This is a genomic window from Lysinibacillus sp. 38-6, assembly GCF_046245175.1.
Classification (GTDB): Bacteria; Bacillota; Bacilli; order Bacillales_A; family Planococcaceae; genus Lysinibacillus.
The window spans coordinates 2,029,129-2,046,267 of sequence record NZ_CP176417.1 but is presented as its reverse complement, the minus strand read 5'-3'; the positions used below and the strand labels follow the sequence as shown (position 1 = coordinate 2,046,267).

The window sequence follows — 17,139 nt, the reverse complement described above, 5'->3', positions numbered from 1 at the left end:
CGGAAAGTATGAATGCCCCGATAGGCGTTATTGATTCAGGAGTAGGCGGTTTAACCGTAGCAAAGGAAATAATAAAACGATTACCAAATGAAACGATCTATTACATTGGTGATACAGCAAGATGTCCCTATGGTCCACGAACTCGTCAGGAAGTACGGAATTTTACTTGGCAAATGGCAAAAGCGCTCGAGAAAATGAATATCAAGATGCTAGTCATTGCTTGTAATACAGCGACTGCAGTTGCACTCGAAAGTTTACAACGTAATATGCCTTTTCCGGTACTAGGCGTTATTAATGCTGGCGCACGTGCAGCTGTAAAGAAAACGAAGCGACATGAAGTCGTTGTGCTTGCAACAGAAGGAACAATTAAAAGTGGGGCGTATGAAGAAGCCTTATTGTCTTTGAATACGTCTACCCACATTATTCCATTGGCTTGTCCAACATTCGTACCACTAGTAGAAAGTGGCGAATATAAGGGCGAATTCGCCAACAATTTAATTGCTGATGGCTTAAAACCGTTAAAAAACGAACAATTTGATACGGTCATTTTAGGATGTACGCATTATCCGATTTTGCAAAAACAAATTGAAGCTGTTGTCGGAGAAGATGTTTTCGTGCTATCTTCTGCGGAAGAAACAGCAAAGGATGTTGAGGAAATGCTTGCGTATAATGGCACTTTAGCAGATACAAATGCTAAGCCCGCACATAAATTTTATGCAACGGGTTCTGTGCCAATTTTCCGTTCGATTGCAGAAAATTGGCTGGAACAAGGTACACTTGACATAAACCGTATTACTTTAAAATAAAAATCAGCTTAGCTTACGAGCTAGGCTGATTTTTTATTTTTTCATTCTGTTTTACATAAATAAATAGATCGTCACGAACATCGCTGCACTACCGGCCATGACAAAGACATGCCAAATTGCATGGTTGTATTGTATTTTTTTGTTTTTGTAAAAATAAGTGCCTGCCGTATAAAAAATACCGCCAAGTAACAGAATCATAAAGCCATTAAATGAGATGTAGGCAACTAATGGCTTATAGGCAAAGATAATGAGCCATCCCATGCCAATATAGACGAGCAGTGAGATTTTTTTAAAACGATAGACAAAAAATTGTTTTAAAATAATGCCGATAAAGGCAAGTACCCATTCGATAATAAAAATGCTTAAGCCAAGTTTTCCCCCAACTGCAATTAACGCAATCGGTGTATAAGTTCCTGCTATTAATAAGAAAATGGAGCTATGATCTAATTTTTTTAAAAGCACCTTATGTGTTGGCAATGCATGATATAAAGTCGATGCTATGTATAAACAAAACATCGAAATACCAAAAATAATGTAACTAATCAGCTCGGTGCTTGTACCAGTTGTTAAAGCTTTATGCACTAATAAAAGGGTAGCAGGAACAGTTAAAAATGCACCGATTCCATGTGTTAGGGCATTCCAAAATTCTTCCTTCATGGTATAACTAGTTGGCTCAATTGTTGATTGAGACATGACCATCACCTCTTTCTTTATTATATTACTATAACATGATGGGATTTTTCATTGTAGAGGAAAATGTAATACAAATTATATGATAAATATCATATAGTGCACTTAGTAAATCGTCGCACCAATATAAAATATGATAAAATAAGGGCGCGAAAGATTTTAGGAGGCACGAATAATGATGACAAGATTTGATGGTAGAGATGCAAATACATTGCGTCCAGTAAAAATGGATAGCGAGTATTTACTGCATCCAGAAGGCTCAGTATTGATCCAAGTTGGCAATACAAAAGTAATTTGTACAGCTACAGTTGAAGATAAAGTGCCTGGTTTTTTACGCGGGCAAGGTAAAGGGTGGATTACAGCGGAGTATTCGATGCTGCCTCGTGCCACAGCCCAACGTACACCACGTGAATCGTCACGCGGAAAAGTCAATGGACGTACAATGGAAATTCAACGACTTATCGGGCGTGCATTGCGTGCTATCGTTGATTTAGAGGCGCTAGGTGAGCGTACTGTATGGATTGACTGTGATGTCATTCAAGCGGACGGCGGCACACGTACAGCATCCATTACAGGAGCATTTGTTGCCATGACACAAGCAATTGCCAAGCTTGCTGAAGAAAAACAATTAGAAAAATTCCCTGTAACCGATTTTTTAGCGGCTACAAGTGTTGGTATTGTTGAAGAGCAAGGTGCAGTTTTAGACTTAAATTATGTAGAAGATGTCGATGCAGCGGTTGATATGAATATCGTGATGACCGGTGCAGGTCGCTTTGTAGAATTGCAAGGCACAGGAGAAGAAGCAACCTTCTCACGTGAGGAATTAAATGACTTGCTTGCATTAGGTGAAAAGGGCATTCGAGAGTTGATTGAGCTACAAAAACAAGCACTTGGAGAAATCGCTCTTAAAGTAGGAGGAAACGTTTAAGATGAAACAAGTTGTAATTGCGACAAAAAATAAAGGCAAAGCGAAAGACTTTGAAGCATTATTTGGGCCACTAGGCTATGAAGTGGTAACGATGTTTGATGTTGCACCAAATATGGAAATAGAAGAAACGGGCACAACTTTTGAAGAAAATGCTGTGTTAAAGGCTGAAGCTTTAGCAAAAGAGCTAGGTACGATTGTGATTGCAGATGATAGCGGTTTAGCTGTAGATGCGCTAAATGGTGAGCCTGGTGTCTATTCAGCACGTTATGCAGGTGATCACGATGACGAGGCCAATATGGTAAAACTACTGCATAATTTACAAGACGTAGAAGATGCTAAACGTACAGCACGTTTTTGCTGCTGCATTGCTATTGCAGGTCCAGATTTTGACACAACAACAGTATTTGGCACTTGTGAAGGTGTCATTGCACGTGAGAAACGCGGTTCAAATGGCTTTGGCTACGACCCAGTCTTTTTCGTACCAAGCTTAAATCGTATGATGGCGGAGTTAACACCAGAAGAAAAAGGTGCTATTTCGCACCGTGGAAATGCCATTCGCAAGCTAAAGGAACAATTGCCAAATCTTATTAAGTAAGAGGTGATATCCATGCAACTATTAGTGATGAGTGATACACATGGAGATAGTCATGTGATCGAAAAAGTGCGTCGCTTTTATCCAACTGTCGAAACGATGATTCATTGTGGCGATAGTGAATTGCCCTTTTCACATGCTGCCCTTGATGGCATGAAAAAAGTGCGAGGAAACTGCGATATCGATAAAGCATTTCCAGATGAAGTGATCGTCCAAGTGGGAGATGCAGTCGTTTTTGCCACACATGGTCATTTATTTAATGTCAAATCTTCCATTTTATCATTGTCATATCGGGCAAAAGAAGTCGATGCACAAATTGCCTGCTTCGGTCATTCACATGTGCTAGGAGCCGAAATGATTGATGATGTTTTATTTATCAATCCAGGAAGCTTATTAAAGCCACGAGGGCGCAATGAAAAAAGCTTTGCGCTTGTCGATATACAAGATGATTATTTTCAGGTAGATTTTTTCACGGATGACAATGCATGCATTTCGACACATACGTTTAGACGGAAGTAAGGTATAAAAGTTAGAAAAACGCTTAACATTCTGCAACAAGAAAGTTTAAGCGTTTTTCTATTGATGTGAAAGAATGAATTGGGGATATTGTCCATGAATGCATTGCATTATAGAAGAAAAACTAATAAAAAGAATAGGGGGATAACATGACAAAGGACAACAACATGGGGTGGAATTTTGATAATAGCTATGCACGTCTACCAAGTATATTCTATAGCCATCAACAATTAAATCCTGTGCAATCGCCACAACTGGTCGTTTTCAATGAAGCTGTCGCCAACTCCCTTGGCTTAAATAGTGCTGCACTACAACGTCAAGAAGGTGTTGATATGCTTGGGGGCAATGACATACCTAGTGGCGCATTGCCGCTTGCACAGGCTTACGCAGGACATCAATTTGGGCATTTTAATATGTTAGGAGACGGTCGAGCACTGCTGCTAGGCGAACAAATCACACCTTCAGGACGACGCTATGATATTGGCCTTAAAGGCTCAGGGCGCACACCCTTTTCGCGAGGCGGAGACGGTCGGGCGGCACTCGGTCCCATGCTTCGGGAATATATAATAAGCGAAGCGATGCATGCACTCGGCATTCCGACTTCTCGAAGTTTAGCTGTCGTAACAACGGGAGAAACAATTCAACGTGAAACCGAGCTGCCCGGTGCGATTTTAACGCGTGTGGCAAGCAGTCATTTGCGTGTCGGAACATTTCAATTTGCTGCACAATGGGCTAGCAAAGAAGAGCTTCAAATACTAGCTGATTACGCTATCGAACGCCATTATCCAAAGATAGACATGACACAAGGGAATCGCTATTTACAGTTGCTTCAGGCAGTGCTGGAGAGACAAGCTAAACTAATTGCAAAGTGGCAGTTAGTTGGCTTTATACACGGTGTTATGAATACGGATAATATGACGATCAGTGGTGAAACCATTGATTATGGCCCTTGTGCTTTTATGGATACGTACAACCCTGCAACTGTCTTTAGCTCCATCGATCGCCAAGGCCGCTATGCTTACGGCAATCAACCACCTATTGGCGGATGGAATATTGCGCGATTTGCGGAATCACTGCTACCACTAATTCATGACAACGAAGAAGAGGCAGTAACGCTTGCTCAAGCTGTTATCGAGCAATATCCTCGATTGTACAACGCCAACTGGCTAACAGGCATGCGAGCAAAATTGGGCATCTTTAACGAAGAACAGCAAGATGGAAAATTGATAGACGAACTACTCACGCTGATGGAACAGTATGAGGCAGACTATACGAATACATTCCGTGCTTTCACTTTAAATAACTGCCAAGGAACGCCACTATTTGACAGTACAGCATTTAAACAATGGTATGAACAGTGGCAAGCAAGACGGCAAAGACAAGAGGAAAGTGAAGCGGCCTCACAACAATTAATGCACGATAATAATCCGGCTATTATTCCTCGCAACCATAGAGTAGAAGAAGCGTTAGAAGCCGCAGTTACACAAGGTGATTATCAAGTAATGGATAAGCTTTTACAAGCATTATCCCAACCATATGCTTATACTGCTGAGCAAGAAGAATATACAAAGCTCCCTGCCCCAACAGACTGTCCGTACCAAACATTTTGTGGCACATAAACGACTAAAAGCTTACGATGCCGAGCAAATCCAAAAGTGTTAGATTGACGGCAATCAATCTAACATTTTTTCTTTTGTAGTGGAGTAAAGGGAGAACGGTAACAGCACAAAACTTTTATGCATACGTTATGTATGAATAACAGAAAAGGGGACTGTGCAACGTGCATCCATATTCTAAAGGTTGGTTTGTCAAGGAACTTCGCGCAAAGGGGATTTTAGTGCATCCTCAATTAAAGACCCATCTTGGAAAGTTTAAAGAATCAGAATTACGAAATTTGTATTACCGTTATGTGGAGACACAACAAACAGATACAGAGCAATCCTAGCTTTTGACAATACGAAAAACCAGATTGATGGACAACAAGCATTGTCAATGAATCTGGTTTTTTATTGGATTAGAGGTAGCGCAACTATTCTTCTTCATAAATCATTTTTTTCGTCATACCACCATCGACAGTAAGATTAATACCTGTAACAAATCGATTAGCTGGATTTGTTAAATACAAACATGCTTGCGCAATATCCTCTGGCACACCAACACGTCCTGATACATGTTGGGCATGATCAATCGTCCGTAACTGTTCATAATCCCCCGTTTCAATCCATCCAGGAGAAATACAGTTAACCGTAATTTGATCTGGCCCAAAAGAACGTGCTAAAGCATGTGTTAACGCCACGATACCGCCCTTTGAAGCCGAATATGCTTCAGTATGGGGCTCAGACATAAACGCCCGTGTAGAGGCTAGAGAAACAATGGAACCACCATTTTCATTTGTCCGCATTATTTTTGCCGCTTCTCGTGAACAAAATAAAACACTCGTTAAATTAGTATGCAAAATATCTTGCCACTGTTCCAACGTCATGTCATAAGGTGATACGTGTTGAAACTTACCTGCATTATTCACTAAAATCGTAATCGTACCAAAATGTTGAACTGTTTGCTGCATTAAAGCTACAATATCTTGTTGTTTCGTAACATCCGTTTCAACAAATAACACCGCATAACCTTGCCCATGCAATTCATGCGCTAATTGTTTCCCAAGCGTTACATTGACATCAGCTATGACAACCTTCGCACCACGCTGTGCATAGGCCTGTACAATGCCTTTACCAATACCTTGTGCACCACCTGTCACCACTACTACCGATTGTTCAAACATGCAATTCCTCCATTTTTCGTTTTCATTATTTTAGCAAAAAAAGTGGATGGTCATGTATGAAAAGGGCATAAAGAAAGTTATAGATTCATATAATAAATGGTTATATAATAGGAGCAAGGCAAACCTTGCCTTCACAGTAAAATTAATGTTGACATTATGTTATAAACGACATATAATAAATATTGTCTTTCCTAAGAGAAAAGTTATTTAGGAAAACACATCATGTCTCAGTAGCTCAGCAGGATAGAGCAACGGCCTTCTAAGCCGTCGGTCGGGGGTTCGAATCCCTCCTGGGACGTCAATTGCAAATCGTAGGTTGATTTTTAACCAAAAAGAAAAACGCTTAAAACCTTGGGAATACTGGGTTTTGGGCGTTTTTCTTTTCTTTTAAAGATTTTAAAAATCGCATAGAAAAACATATAAAATATAAATTAGGTAAACAAAATGTAAACAAGGTGAACAAAAAATTAGGATGAATAAATGTTAATTGCAATTTCTTCATCGCGTTTTTCCATTTCTTTTAATACGTGTGAATAGTGGTCAAGTGTTGTTTGAATATCTGAATGGCCCAAGCGTTTCGAAACGGAATGAATATTCGCACCTTTGTAGATTAGAACACTAGCATGAGTATGTCGTAAACCATGAATGGAAATGTGCCCGATCTCCAACGCATCAAGTAATTTTCGTAGTATTTTATTCGCACCTTCATTTGTTACTGTTTTTATGGTGGATTGTCTATAAAAAACCAAGCTGTTTTCATTTTCAGGTAAAGCTAAAATGAGTTTCTTAAATTCATTCATAACCTTCCTATCGATAGATATTATTCTTTCAGATTGCTCGTTCTTTAATGGACCGAATCCTGTTCCTCTTTTGTAATCCCATGCTCTATAGACTTTTATTTCATTCTTTTTAAAGTCAAAACAATCTACAGTTAACCCCGTTAATTCACCAAAACGAAGCCCTGATACAAGTCCTAATAAAATGAGATGATAAGTACTTGTAGAAGTAGATAAACGATTAAATAATTCTTTATACAATTTGACACTATCATGATAATTCAAGTGTTTCTCTTCGCTTTTTTTAGCGTTATGTGTTGCGTTTAATTCCACTTTTCGCGTGAAATCGATAGCTATATAACCTTCATCTATGGCATCTCTTACACATGCTCGTATATGCGTATTAAGCTTTCTAACAGTCTCCCTGGACTTTCCTTTACCATAGTCATTTAAAAACAATTGGTAATCGGCTCTAGTGATTTTTTGAATCGGTTTATCTTTAAAATATTCTTTTACACGATCACATGAATTGGAATAACGATTATAAGTATTGATGTGTTTATTGGATTTATATAATTCAATCCATTCTTTGAAGTAGTCTGCAAATGATTTTTCTTTAACAATTACTTGATTCCCTTTTTTTAGTAACAATTCTTTTTCAGCTGCTGCTATTTGTGCTTCTTTTTTTGTAGCAAAACCACCTTTAGAAATCGGTTTTCTTTTGCCATCCACATAGTGATTAATCATATATTGCCACTTACTACCGCGCTTTGTGAAACTCGCCATATGTATTTCTCCTTTCTAAGAATAAGAAAAGAGCTAGACGGATGTGTCTGCTCTCATGTGTAATTGATTTGCGCAAATTAATTAAAGTGTTACTTTAAAACTAATTGCTTTTCCTATAATACGAGCAGGATTTTGTTCATCAATTATATAAGGTTCATATTTGGGGTTATCCGACATTAAAAAAACGGTGTCTCCTTGTTTCTTTATCCTTTTAAGTGTCGCTTCTAAGTCTCCGTTGACAAGAACAGCTGCTATTTCTCCATACGCAACTTCATTTTGTTCTCGTATAAGAACAATCGCTCCATTTGGTATAGTGGGTTCCATGCTATCGCCTTTAGCTTTTAACGCAAATATTTCTCCATTTGGTAGCGTATCAGCAGGTTCGTAAATAAACTCCTCGATATTTTGAGAAGCTAGAATTGGTTCACCACAAGCAATCTCACCGATAACTGGAATTCTAACTAAACCTGAATTAATAGGGGTTATGTTTGGTGGCAAGTTATTTAAATTTGTATTGGTAACATCTCTAATATATAAAGGTGCATCTTTATCAAAAAATACAGAAGGGTTAATATTATGGACTTCCATCATTTTTGTTATTACTGATTTAGGTAACTCTCTTCGTCCCTGTACATAGTTATTAAATGCTGCTTTTTTTAGTCCTAATGTTTCTCCAAACTTTTCTTGCTCCAAACCACTTTTAGCTACGATATCTTTTAAAACTCTAGATATATCAACCAATTAGATCACCTCCTTATATCATATAATATACTTCATGGTACACGTTTTGTAAATTTAATTAATATTTAATATTGACAGTATACAAATTGTATACTAATATTTGTGATAAGGAGGTGAGGAGATGAAAAAAGATATTACTTTTCCAAAGTTACGTGGTGTTCTTGCTTCTAATGGTATAACTATAAAGGAATTAGCTCGGCTTATGGGGGAAAAAGGTATTATTTTAACTGCAGCTGCATTGGGGAATAAAATTAATGGAATTAGAGAATTTAAGAAAGATGAGATGCAGATTATAGCGGAGATTTTAGAAGAAAGCCCTGTAGTTCTTTTTTTTGAAAACGAGTACACAAAATGTGTACTGAATAATGATAAGCGACTCCTTCACAATTCAATTAACAATTAACAAACACACATTGTTTCACTGTTATTCCGATCCAATGTCGCTATAGATTTTAATGAAGGATAGAGAGAACATAGTTGTACTGGTAAGTAGCATGCAGTTATAAAGAGGGTAATGTTAACGAGTAATTTTTAAGCATTCTGAAACAATAGAACGCATAATTAAAAATTTTCCAAAAGCTAAAGGTAATTTATACGTTCTAATTGATGGTGTGACCTTTAAGTTAAAGACCTAATTGTTTTTTGATTAGTTCATTCAAGATGTTAGATGCAATAGTGGACATTAAAGAAATAGATACACTAGAGAATTTAGAAACCACAGATTTAGTTTCTTTCCAAACTTTATTATCTCGGATGGTGTCGAGGAATAAATGACCATCCCAAGTTAATGAGGAGAGTGTTAATTCCATAAGTTCATCTCCAGCATATAGAGGCTCACCTAATAAATACTTAGCTTCTATTAACTTTAAAATGCTGTAGATTACAGTGTCCTCATCATACTTCTCTATGCAGTCTAATTGTTTTATTTGGAAAAAATATAGATCTTCATTTAATGTCAGATTTTCTTCTAATTCAAGTAAAACAGCTCTTACACAATCTTGATTTAGTTTCATTATGGATCACCTGCCTTTCTATCAATAGTTTAACAGATGGGTAATCGAGAGGAGTGATTTGGAACAATAAAAGCAGCCAAGTCATTTCATATATGTAATGCCAATACGTTTTAAAGGAGGTAAAGCTATGTTAGAAGATTTAGGTGCACTTATTAGATTAGAGTTTTGCTTTTCCATCTAGATGATTCATGGTTAGGTGGTGAGAGAAAATGAAAATCACGATATAGCGAAGGAGATATTCATAGGTGTAAAAACTAATCACTATATCGTTGCTACAAAAAAATTTGATTGCACTGTTGCAGTAGAAAAAACTTTCAAAATTATTTTTTCTTAGTTTGAGCAAGAGCTGAACCAGCAACAGATTTTGAAGTTTTGCTGTAACGACCATCTTTTAAAATCTTACTCGCTTTACTAGCAACACTTTTAGATGTCTGTTTCTTGTTTGCCAATAGAAAAACCTCCCTTCTTTAAATAAGAACACACGTGCTTACTTTTAAAATATAGCACATTATATTGTACTAATCAACTGGAGGAGGCACAATATATTGAATTTTAGATTAAAAGAAATTAGAGAATATAAAGGATTGTCGCGTTATAGACTTGCAAAGTTAGCAGGTGTAAATGACTCAACTTTACAAATGATTGAAAACAATGAGAATCCAAATCCAACATTTAAGGTTATGTGTAAAATAGCAGATGCATTGGAAGTAAGTTTAGATGAATTAAGAGGTCAATAATTCTCTTAAAAGACGAGACGTTACTAAAGTATTAGATATAGGGGAGTAGCTGCAGAAGCGTTGGGATTTATAAAATTGATAGGAGTGAAGAAGGTGAATATTCAGGAAGCAACAAGGATTGCTTTGAATGAAGGGTTGTTTATAACAAGAGAAATAGAAGGTTTTGAACATTTTAGAATTCAACCGACTAATACTGATGATTGTTTTATAGTTCATATCTCAAACGATTATGTAGGTCAAATTGGTGAAAAGTATATCCCCGGCAAACGGTGGAATCCGAAAGCAGAGGATATATTGGCAAATGATTGGACAGTAAAGTCTCTCTAATTTAAGACAAACCTAATTGTTCCTTTACAAAAGAAAGACCTAATTCAGACAATAAAGGTAAAGAGACACTAGTGAGTTTAGATGATTTTGATTTAACTTTTTCCCAAATACTAGGGTCTCTTACATTATCCAAAAAAATGTGCCCTTCCCATGTAAGAGAGCTAACTGAAACGAGATAAGGAGTATTATCAGCAAATAATATACTTGCATTTATATAATTTGCTTCTTTTAATTTTTGGATTGCATAGGTTATTGTTTCTTTTGAATAAAGAACCATACTAGGATTTTCGCAAATTGTTTCTAGAAAAAGTGTGTTATTAAAAGCATCTGATTCAATTGTTAATAACAAATCTCTTACGCAATCTCTGTCTAAAACCATTTTTTATCACCTACCTTTCTAGTTCGATTTTAACAGAAAGGTAATCGAGAGGAGTGATTTAGATGCAACAACAAGTAATTAAGGCAGAACTTTCTATCAACATTCCAAATGATCAAATATTAATATCTAAGGTTGAATATGAAAAATTGCAATCAAATTCTTTACAAGGCGTTTATTGGACAATGAGCGATTTAGAAAATCGTATAGGAAAAAAACAAGTGTGGATTAAAGAAAATATATTATATCCAACAAAGTTTAAAAAGCAGCTAGATGTTTTACAAGGTGGGTTTGTCTATTACCCAAGGGCAAAGGGTGAGAAATGGAGCTTCTTAGCATCTAAGATGGCACGATTTTTAGAAGATAACTTTTACACTATTTTTAAAGGATAGGTCAACAAGTATCAAAATAACCAGAAAGGATTGAATATAAATGGAGTTAGCTCAAGCAGTATCAAAAATCGCAGAATTGCCGAAGATTTTGGAAAAATACGGAATAGCGCCAGAAGATGTTTTGAAAGTAGAGTATAACTTGCATAGAGTCCATGATACGCATGTAGAGGTTCATCTATATTCTAGAGAATTTATTGAGAAGTTAGGTGACTTTCAAGCGGAGAATATCATAAGCGATTCTGGTGATATCTGGACACATTATAAAGTTGTGAAAGCAGGTATTTCATTTATGTCTTGCAAGCGTCAACAAGATTGTATATTTCATGGATGAAAATGAGTTTGGCGTGTGGAAATGGACAGAAAAATACCAGTAAATCATTTAGGAAAATAACAAACTAGGAGGGAACTTAGATGAAATCAACAGGTATTGTTCGTAAAGTCGATGAATTAGGGCGCGTAGTCATCCCAATGGAGCTTCGCCGTACATTAGGCATAAAGGAAAAGGATCCGATAGAAATTTACGTAGATGGTGTGAAAATTGTATTAAAAAAATATGAATCTAGTGTTGATAGAGAAGAAAAAGAGCAAGTCATCAAAGATTTAAAACGTATAGAAAACCATGCTAACAATCCGAATTTAAAAGCAACAATTCGTCGTGCCATTATCTTTCTTACGTCATAAAAAAAGCTGGTTAACTGGCAGGTTAACCAACATACAAAAAACAAATTCAATTAAATTATGAAGCGGTTGCAGCGATCCGTCAAGCCGCTTCTTTCTAAAACATGCTGTAATGTACAAACGTTATGAGTGGAGTTCGTGGAACGAAACATGAAACGGTTTTACAGTGCTGGAATATCAGTTATATCAAGGGTTTGAATAGATGTAGAAAATGAACGTGGAACGGTATCTGAAACGAACCTAGAACGAACAGGGAACGAACGCAGAACGAACGTGGAACAAATATAAAAATATTAAGAGGGAGTGGAGGAAACATGGATGGGTGGATTAAGTTACATCGGAAGATAACCGAACATGAGATTTGGAGTGATGTCATGACCTTCCGTTTGTTCATGCTCCTCTTGATTAAGGCAACACATCAAGAAACCAAGATGAAAGGGATTGTTTTGCAAAGGGGACAGTACATGCGTTCGTATTCGAAGTTAGCGGAAGATTTAGGTTACAAAGAGGGTGGACGAGGGCTAAAAACGCCTTCTAAAAGTACCGTTTCGCGTTCCGTTAAGAAACTGATTGATAACGGTATGATTGCTGTACATGAAACGGAACATGGAACGGTATTTACAGTGCTGAAATACGAGCTGTATCAGGGATTTGAAGCGCCTATAGAAAACGAATCTGGAACGGTATCTGAAACGAACCCAGAACGAATGCAGAACGAACCCGAAACGAACGGGGAACGAACCCAGAACGAAAACAAGAATGCAAAGAACAATAAGAATGCTAAGAATGCAAAGAAAGATAAAAAAGATACCTCTCCGAAAAAGCGTGTGCGTGTGTACCAAGAGTCTGATATCCCTTACCGTTTGGCACTTACATTGTGCGAGGGCATCCTTGCGAATAATCCAGCGTATCGGTTTAGACCGAGCAAAGAGGATGCGTTACAAAAATGGGCAGATGTAGCACGGCTCATGATGGAAAAGGATCAACGTACAAAGGAGCAGATAGCCTACGTGATTAATTGGAGCCAAAAGAATAGTTTTTGGAGTGGCAATATCCAGTCGATGAGTACACTACGAGAGCAATATGACAAGCTTATTGTGCAGATTAAAAATGAGCAACAAAACGACCAACGTAAAGTCGAGCAGCAGCAAGAAAGACATATCGGTCCTGTGCCTGAATGGTTTAAGAATCGAAATATGGAACAGTATGATGCACCCTTATCACCTGAGGAAGCAGCGTATTTTGAAGCGGAACGGCAAAAGGTGTTAGCTATTTTAGGCAAACGGGATACACAACAGAGTAGTTAGTTTAGGCCAACGAAAAGTGTGGTGAATTGGTTGTTAACTAAAAAGCAAATACGGCAGCAACGGTTGGCGCTATGTATAAAGCAGTTACAGACTTCAGAAGCATGTAAAACTTGTGAATTAAAAGACGCATATGAAAACGAGGGAAAGGGCATATGGAGTACAGTTCAGTGCAAGGAAAGTGGTTGTGAGGTATTCAGCAAGTTGCTTGGTATAGGCGAAGCATTAGAAAACCTTTCCCGACAAAAGAAGGAGGCGCAAATGGCAAGCACATTAACTGCAGAGCGTTATCAAACTTTAAAGTCAAAAGGGAAAACAGATAAGCAAATCATGAAAGAATTTGGCTATCATAATCAGTCATTTACTAAGTGGAAACGAGAACAGGGGCTAATAAAACCAAGCGATGACACACCATCACCTTCTAAACTACTAAAGGAGTATGAAGTGTGTACGAATTCAAACCAATCGTTCTCTAAAAAGGACAAGCTGTTACCTAAAAACGAGGAAACGGTCACTAAACCTCAAGATGTGTTAACAGAGTCTGATTTGAAGAAAATATTTAATGAGCTGTTTCGGCTTGAAAAAAGTGAAAAATCGTTGAAAAAAGAGCGAGATGAATTGCTTCAACAAGTTGCACAATATGAACAGACCATACTGAATCTTGAACAAAAAGCTGATAGTATGCGAGGTAATCTCGAAGAAACACTTTCTAAATTGGATCTGTTGGAGCATGAGTATTTAGTGATGACAAACAGTAGAATGACAGAAAACTATCAACGATCACAACAACTTAATTCGCTGCTCATGCAAGAAGTCTTAGCGTTACGAGAGGCACACGATGAGTAATTGGTTGCAAAAAAGAGAACAGGACAAGCCTTCACGTATTATTCATGCGATTGCTGGTGGTGATACCAATCTAAAGCAGCCATACATTATAGCGTTTGTTGTAAGTGGTGCTAGGAAGGAAAGTGATTACTTGCAGGTTGCATTACACCACCAACGTACAATGAATTATTTAAAGAAGCTGAAACAGAATGAGTACACGTAATTATTAACTCAAAATAGGAGTGAAGCTTATGCTATATAGGAAAGTTGTAATGAAAATATTAAGAGAACCTGATTACGCACAGCGAGAAACATATTTACTAAAACTTGAACAAGATTACGAATTGCGTTCCCTTTACCACGCAATAAAAACCAACGACCCAGTTGAACGTGAGCGTAGCAAAAAGCGACTAAAAGAAATACATGGAGAGCTTGAATATCTCTCATTACCCTATTAAAAGAGCAGGAGGCTACATACTGAATATGTTGTGTCCAAAGCGTATAAGTGAAATCGAGGAGCGGTTTATAACCGCTTCTCTCTTAGAAGAAGATATACACTATCTTTTCCGTATCGCAAAAATGGCCATTGAAATTCATGAACAAAATGAAATGAAAAACAAGTTGATTATCCGCATGCACAACAAGAAACTCGTACGCAACTACGTGCCATCTACATAACTTGAAGCGGAGGGGGTGCAGTATGACTTCATTATCGCGCAGTGAAGTACAAACCATCGAAAAATATTGGATTGATTATGAAGTGTATAAAAAGAAATTAAAATACCGTGAATGGGAGTTGTTGCATCCACATAATGAACAAGGTGAGTTGGTTGGAGGTCGTAGTAATACGATTTCTGATACTACAGCCAAGAAAGCTACTGTACTTGCAAACGATGCTTATTATCAAAATTTAAAGCGCATCATCAAGACTGTGGAAGACCTATACCGAGATCTTGATGATGATATGCGCACAATCGTAGATATGCGTTACTGGGACAAGGATGGCTGTTACGAGTGGGAGGATATAGCCGATAAGCTGTATATTTCACGCCATAAGGTTTTGCGTAAACGGAACATTCTTATTGATAAAACAGCGGAAAGGATAGGATGGGTGTGATTGCTGAAAAGAAAATTTTAGATGCTTGCTGTGGTAGCAAAATGTTTTGGTTTGATAAAGATAATGGTGACACGATATTTATGGATGAGCGTGAATTAGAAACTGAATTATGCGATGGTCGTAAGTTAATTGTTAAACCTGACATTATTGCTGATTTTAAAAACATGCCATTCGATGATGAATCATTTTATTTAGTTGTATTCGACCCACCTCATTTATTAAAGGCTGGTCAAAATTCATGGTTGGCCAAGAAATATGGAAAGTTAAATGAGGAATCATGGCAGTCAGATATTGCAGAAGGTTTTAAGGAGTGCATGCGTGTTTTAAAGACAAATAGCACATTAATATTCAAATGGAATGAAGACCAGATACCTTTAAAAGAAGTATTAAAATGTTTCGATAAAAAGCCGCTGTTTGGCAACAAACGAAGCAAGACACATTGGTTAGTGTTCATGAAATAATCCTAAATTAAAAAGTGAACTTGTTAACACCAGGGAAGTTCGCAAAAATCTGTAGTAAATTGATATTGTGATAAGTTTTCAAAAGCGCGCGGAAATGCGTTAACAAATATTGCTTACAATAATTAAACACGTTCGCTTGTGCGTGTGTTGCTACAAACAAGCATTCAATTTAATAAGACGATTGCGGAGTCGTCAACATAGAGAATGAGAGACTGCTAAATTGGTAGTCTCTTTTGTGTTACATATATTACCTTTTATTCTATAATAATTATTATCTTATGTAGATTGGAAGTGAAAATATGGAGACATTCATTATGACTGTTCATACTGACGATGGTGGTAAAATTGAAATTGAAATCAAGGCAGCAACTCCGAATGACGCATTAGATTTGTTATGGGAAAATAAAAATGATAATTGGGTTAGCATTAATACTAATATGTCTTTAACAGAATTCGTAAATGCTAATCGTATCGTCAAAATTACTGCTCAGCTGAAACCTGAAATTGTACGTTCAAGTGAAAAACCAGATGGATTTGGTCGAGGCTGATAGTAATTCTTTTTAGTCACATCTAACAAGGTGTGGCTTTTTATTATAAAAATTTCTACTTAACCACTTGTAAAACGGTACTATATACGGTACTATAATAGTGGGAGGTGAAAGATGGCAAAGATAGAGAAAATCATCGAAAAGATGAAAAACCAACCAAAGGGCATAACCTTCGCAGAAATAAAAAAAGTCCTTGAACATAACGGATATAGTGAGATAAGAATTCGAGGTTCGCATCATCACTTCCGAAATGAACAAGGACAAGTAACAACCATCAAGCGAGAAAATCCAGTAGACATTCAAGCTGTGAAGGATGCACTAAACAGAATAGGGGAGTAAATTCCCCTTCTGTTTTCCCTTTCTATCTTAAGCCATTACACATGAAAAATCAAAAAGACTTAGATTATTATTTGTCGTTACCGTATACATTTCAAGTGCGTAAAACAGAGTCAGGTTATTGGGCAAACATTAAAGAAATAGATGGATGTCACACGCCAGCTAGCAGCATTGAAGAAGCTTATAAAGATTTAGAATTGATTTTACAAGACCATATTGAAATACGCTTAGAAAGTGGCACGCCGATACCAGAACCAGTCGACCAAGATTATAGTGGAAAGTTTAATGTCCGAGTTCCAAAGACATTACACAAACAGCTATCAATAGATGCAGAAGCCGAGGGCGTATCGCTAAATCAGTATGTGGTGTATAAACTTTCAAGATAAATATTGAGAAGTCACGTTCATTTGA

At 37.2% G+C, this 17,139-nt stretch carries 29 protein-coding genes and 1 tRNA gene; 23 read left to right on the top strand and 7 right to left on the bottom strand.

Going from position 1 to position 17,139, the window contains the following annotated elements:
• Nucleotides 1-8: 8 nt before the first annotated feature.
• A complete protein-coding gene (gene racE / locus ACKVEV_RS10670) occupies nt 9-806 on the top strand; it encodes a glutamate racemase (protein ID WP_409370348.1) in 798 nt (265 codons plus the stop codon).
• A 51-nt stretch (nt 807-857) separates the two neighbouring features.
• Here racE and trhA read toward each other — a convergent pair whose 3' ends face one another.
• Entirely contained in the window at nt 858-1,499 is a 642-nt protein-coding gene (trhA, locus tag ACKVEV_RS10665) for a PAQR family membrane homeostasis protein TrhA (RefSeq protein ID WP_409370347.1), read from the bottom strand.
• Nucleotides 1,500-1,674: 175 nt separating this feature from the next.
• Between trhA and rph the strand changes: the two genes are divergently transcribed.
• From rph to ACKVEV_RS10640, 5 genes are all read left to right on the top strand, one after another.
• A complete protein-coding gene (rph, locus tag ACKVEV_RS10660; RefSeq protein ID WP_409370537.1) occupies nt 1,675-2,424 on the top strand; it encodes a ribonuclease PH in 750 nt (249 codons plus the stop codon).
• A gap of 1 nt (nt 2,425) precedes the next feature.
• Nucleotides 2,426-3,019 carry an XTP/dITP diphosphatase gene (locus ACKVEV_RS10655; RefSeq protein WP_409370346.1) on the top strand — a complete coding sequence of 198 codons (594 nt, stop codon included), beginning with the start codon at nt 2,426-2,428 and terminating at the stop codon, nt 3,017-3,019.
• A 12-nt stretch (nt 3,020-3,031) separates the two neighbouring features.
• Nucleotides 3,032-3,535, top strand: a complete 504-nt coding sequence (locus tag ACKVEV_RS10650) for a metallophosphoesterase (protein WP_409370345.1) — start codon at nt 3,032-3,034, stop codon at nt 3,533-3,535.
• Nucleotides 3,536-3,681: 146 nt separating this feature from the next.
• Nucleotides 3,682-5,151, top strand: coding sequence for a protein adenylyltransferase SelO (locus tag ACKVEV_RS10645; protein WP_409370344.1), 1,470 nt, complete (start codon nt 3,682-3,684; stop codon nt 5,149-5,151).
• Between the two features lie 161 nt (nt 5,152-5,312).
• Nucleotides 5,313-5,477: a DUF2639 domain-containing protein gene (locus tag ACKVEV_RS10640; protein ID WP_409370343.1), complete on the top strand. Its 165-nt coding sequence runs from the start codon at nt 5,313-5,315 to the stop codon at nt 5,475-5,477.
• Between the two features lie 84 nt (nt 5,478-5,561).
• Here ACKVEV_RS10640 and ACKVEV_RS10635 read toward each other — a convergent pair whose 3' ends face one another.
• Complete coding sequence (locus tag ACKVEV_RS10635) at nt 5,562-6,311, bottom strand: SDR family NAD(P)-dependent oxidoreductase (protein ID WP_409370342.1); 750 nt, start codon at nt 6,309-6,311, stop codon at nt 5,562-5,564.
• Between the two features lie 224 nt (nt 6,312-6,535).
• Between ACKVEV_RS10635 and ACKVEV_RS10630 the strand changes: the two genes are divergently transcribed.
• Nucleotides 6,536-6,609 (top strand) — tRNA-Arg (locus ACKVEV_RS10630).
• A 169-nt stretch (nt 6,610-6,778) separates the two neighbouring features.
• On the opposite strand, the gene ACKVEV_RS10625 is transcribed toward ACKVEV_RS10630, so the two are convergent.
• A complete protein-coding gene (locus ACKVEV_RS10625; protein WP_409370341.1) occupies nt 6,779-7,873 on the bottom strand; it encodes a tyrosine-type recombinase/integrase in 1,095 nt (364 codons plus the stop codon).
• An 81-nt stretch (nt 7,874-7,954) separates the two neighbouring features.
• On the bottom strand, nt 7,955-8,614 hold the full coding sequence (locus ACKVEV_RS10620) for a S24 family peptidase (protein WP_409370340.1): 660 nt from the start codon (nt 8,612-8,614) through the stop codon (nt 7,955-7,957).
• Between the two features lie 121 nt (nt 8,615-8,735).
• Between ACKVEV_RS10620 and ACKVEV_RS10615 the strand changes: the two genes are divergently transcribed.
• Nucleotides 8,736-9,017, top strand: coding sequence for a hypothetical protein (locus ACKVEV_RS10615; protein WP_409370339.1), 282 nt, complete (start codon nt 8,736-8,738; stop codon nt 9,015-9,017).
• A gap of 220 nt (nt 9,018-9,237) precedes the next feature.
• On the opposite strand, the gene ACKVEV_RS10610 is transcribed toward ACKVEV_RS10615, so the two are convergent.
• Nucleotides 9,238-9,627, bottom strand: coding sequence for a DUF2513 domain-containing protein (locus tag ACKVEV_RS10610; protein WP_409370338.1), 390 nt, complete (start codon nt 9,625-9,627; stop codon nt 9,238-9,240).
• 320 nt (nt 9,628-9,947) lie between these two features.
• On the bottom strand, nt 9,948-10,076 hold the full coding sequence (locus ACKVEV_RS10605; RefSeq protein ID WP_409370337.1) for a hypothetical protein: 129 nt from the start codon (nt 10,074-10,076) through the stop codon (nt 9,948-9,950).
• A gap of 96 nt (nt 10,077-10,172) precedes the next feature.
• Here ACKVEV_RS10605 and ACKVEV_RS10600 point away from each other — a divergent pair, with 96 nt between their 5' ends.
• Nucleotides 10,173-10,364 carry a helix-turn-helix domain-containing protein gene (locus tag ACKVEV_RS10600; protein ID WP_409370336.1) on the top strand — a complete coding sequence of 64 codons (192 nt, stop codon included), beginning with the start codon at nt 10,173-10,175 and terminating at the stop codon, nt 10,362-10,364.
• Between the two features lie 93 nt (nt 10,365-10,457).
• On the top strand, nt 10,458-10,691 hold the full coding sequence (locus ACKVEV_RS10595) for a hypothetical protein (protein WP_409370335.1): 234 nt from the start codon (nt 10,458-10,460) through the stop codon (nt 10,689-10,691).
• A gap of 1 nt (nt 10,692) precedes the next feature.
• Here the strand turns inward: ACKVEV_RS10595 and ACKVEV_RS10590 are convergent, their stop codons facing one another.
• Nucleotides 10,693-11,070 carry a DUF2513 domain-containing protein gene (locus ACKVEV_RS10590; RefSeq protein ID WP_409370334.1) on the bottom strand — a complete coding sequence of 126 codons (378 nt, stop codon included), beginning with the start codon at nt 11,068-11,070 and terminating at the stop codon, nt 10,693-10,695.
• Between the two features lie 62 nt (nt 11,071-11,132).
• On the opposite strand from ACKVEV_RS10590, the gene ACKVEV_RS10585 reads away from it, so the two are divergent.
• The 13 genes from ACKVEV_RS10585 to ACKVEV_RS10525 all read left to right on the top strand — a co-directional run bounded on the left by ACKVEV_RS10585 (nt 11,133) and on the right by ACKVEV_RS10525 (nt 17,114).
• Nucleotides 11,133-11,459, top strand: coding sequence for a DUF771 domain-containing protein (locus ACKVEV_RS10585; protein WP_409370333.1), 327 nt, complete (start codon nt 11,133-11,135; stop codon nt 11,457-11,459).
• A 40-nt stretch (nt 11,460-11,499) separates the two neighbouring features.
• The gene (locus ACKVEV_RS10580; RefSeq protein ID WP_409370332.1) at nt 11,500-11,790 is read left to right on the top strand and encodes a hypothetical protein; all 291 of its coding nucleotides are present in this window, start codon (nt 11,500-11,502) and stop codon (nt 11,788-11,790) included.
• Nucleotides 11,791-11,870: 80 nt separating this feature from the next.
• The gene (locus ACKVEV_RS10575) at nt 11,871-12,140 is read left to right on the top strand and encodes an AbrB/MazE/SpoVT family DNA-binding domain-containing protein (RefSeq protein ID WP_409370331.1); all 270 of its coding nucleotides are present in this window, start codon (nt 11,871-11,873) and stop codon (nt 12,138-12,140) included.
• Nucleotides 12,141-12,451: 311 nt separating this feature from the next.
• Nucleotides 12,452-13,444 (top strand): hypothetical protein, encoded by a 993-nt coding sequence (locus tag ACKVEV_RS10570; RefSeq protein WP_409370330.1) that lies wholly within the window; start codon nt 12,452-12,454, stop codon nt 13,442-13,444.
• A gap of 258 nt (nt 13,445-13,702) precedes the next feature.
• Nucleotides 13,703-14,287: a hypothetical protein gene (locus ACKVEV_RS10565; protein WP_409370329.1), complete on the top strand. Its 585-nt coding sequence runs from the start codon at nt 13,703-13,705 to the stop codon at nt 14,285-14,287.
• Nucleotides 14,280-14,489 (top strand): hypothetical protein, encoded by a 210-nt coding sequence (locus ACKVEV_RS10560; RefSeq protein ID WP_409370328.1) that lies wholly within the window; start codon nt 14,280-14,282, stop codon nt 14,487-14,489. The genes ACKVEV_RS10565 and ACKVEV_RS10560 overlap by 8 nt, the downstream gene beginning before the upstream one ends.
• A 28-nt stretch (nt 14,490-14,517) precedes the next feature.
• Complete coding sequence (locus ACKVEV_RS10555) at nt 14,518-14,724, top strand: hypothetical protein (RefSeq protein ID WP_409370327.1); 207 nt, start codon at nt 14,518-14,520, stop codon at nt 14,722-14,724.
• A gap of 25 nt (nt 14,725-14,749) precedes the next feature.
• Nucleotides 14,750-14,944, top strand: a complete 195-nt coding sequence (locus tag ACKVEV_RS10550; protein ID WP_409370326.1) for a hypothetical protein — start codon at nt 14,750-14,752, stop codon at nt 14,942-14,944.
• A gap of 22 nt (nt 14,945-14,966) precedes the next feature.
• Nucleotides 14,967-15,383 (top strand): transcriptional regulator, encoded by a 417-nt coding sequence (locus ACKVEV_RS10545; RefSeq protein WP_409370325.1) that lies wholly within the window; start codon nt 14,967-14,969, stop codon nt 15,381-15,383.
• 41 nt (nt 15,384-15,424) lie between these two features.
• Nucleotides 15,425-15,844, top strand: coding sequence for an SAM-dependent methyltransferase (locus ACKVEV_RS10540; protein WP_409370536.1), 420 nt, complete (start codon nt 15,425-15,427; stop codon nt 15,842-15,844).
• A gap of 299 nt (nt 15,845-16,143) precedes the next feature.
• Nucleotides 16,144-16,392 carry a hypothetical protein gene (locus ACKVEV_RS10535; protein ID WP_409370324.1) on the top strand — a complete coding sequence of 83 codons (249 nt, stop codon included), beginning with the start codon at nt 16,144-16,146 and terminating at the stop codon, nt 16,390-16,392.
• A 114-nt stretch (nt 16,393-16,506) separates the two neighbouring features.
• Nucleotides 16,507-16,731, top strand: a complete 225-nt coding sequence (locus tag ACKVEV_RS10530; RefSeq protein WP_409370323.1) for a type II toxin-antitoxin system HicA family toxin — start codon at nt 16,507-16,509, stop codon at nt 16,729-16,731.
• 41 nt (nt 16,732-16,772) lie between these two features.
• Nucleotides 16,773-17,114 carry a type II toxin-antitoxin system HicB family antitoxin gene (locus ACKVEV_RS10525; protein WP_409370322.1) on the top strand — a complete coding sequence of 114 codons (342 nt, stop codon included), beginning with the start codon at nt 16,773-16,775 and terminating at the stop codon, nt 17,112-17,114.
• Nucleotides 17,115-17,139: the final 25 nt, after the last annotated feature.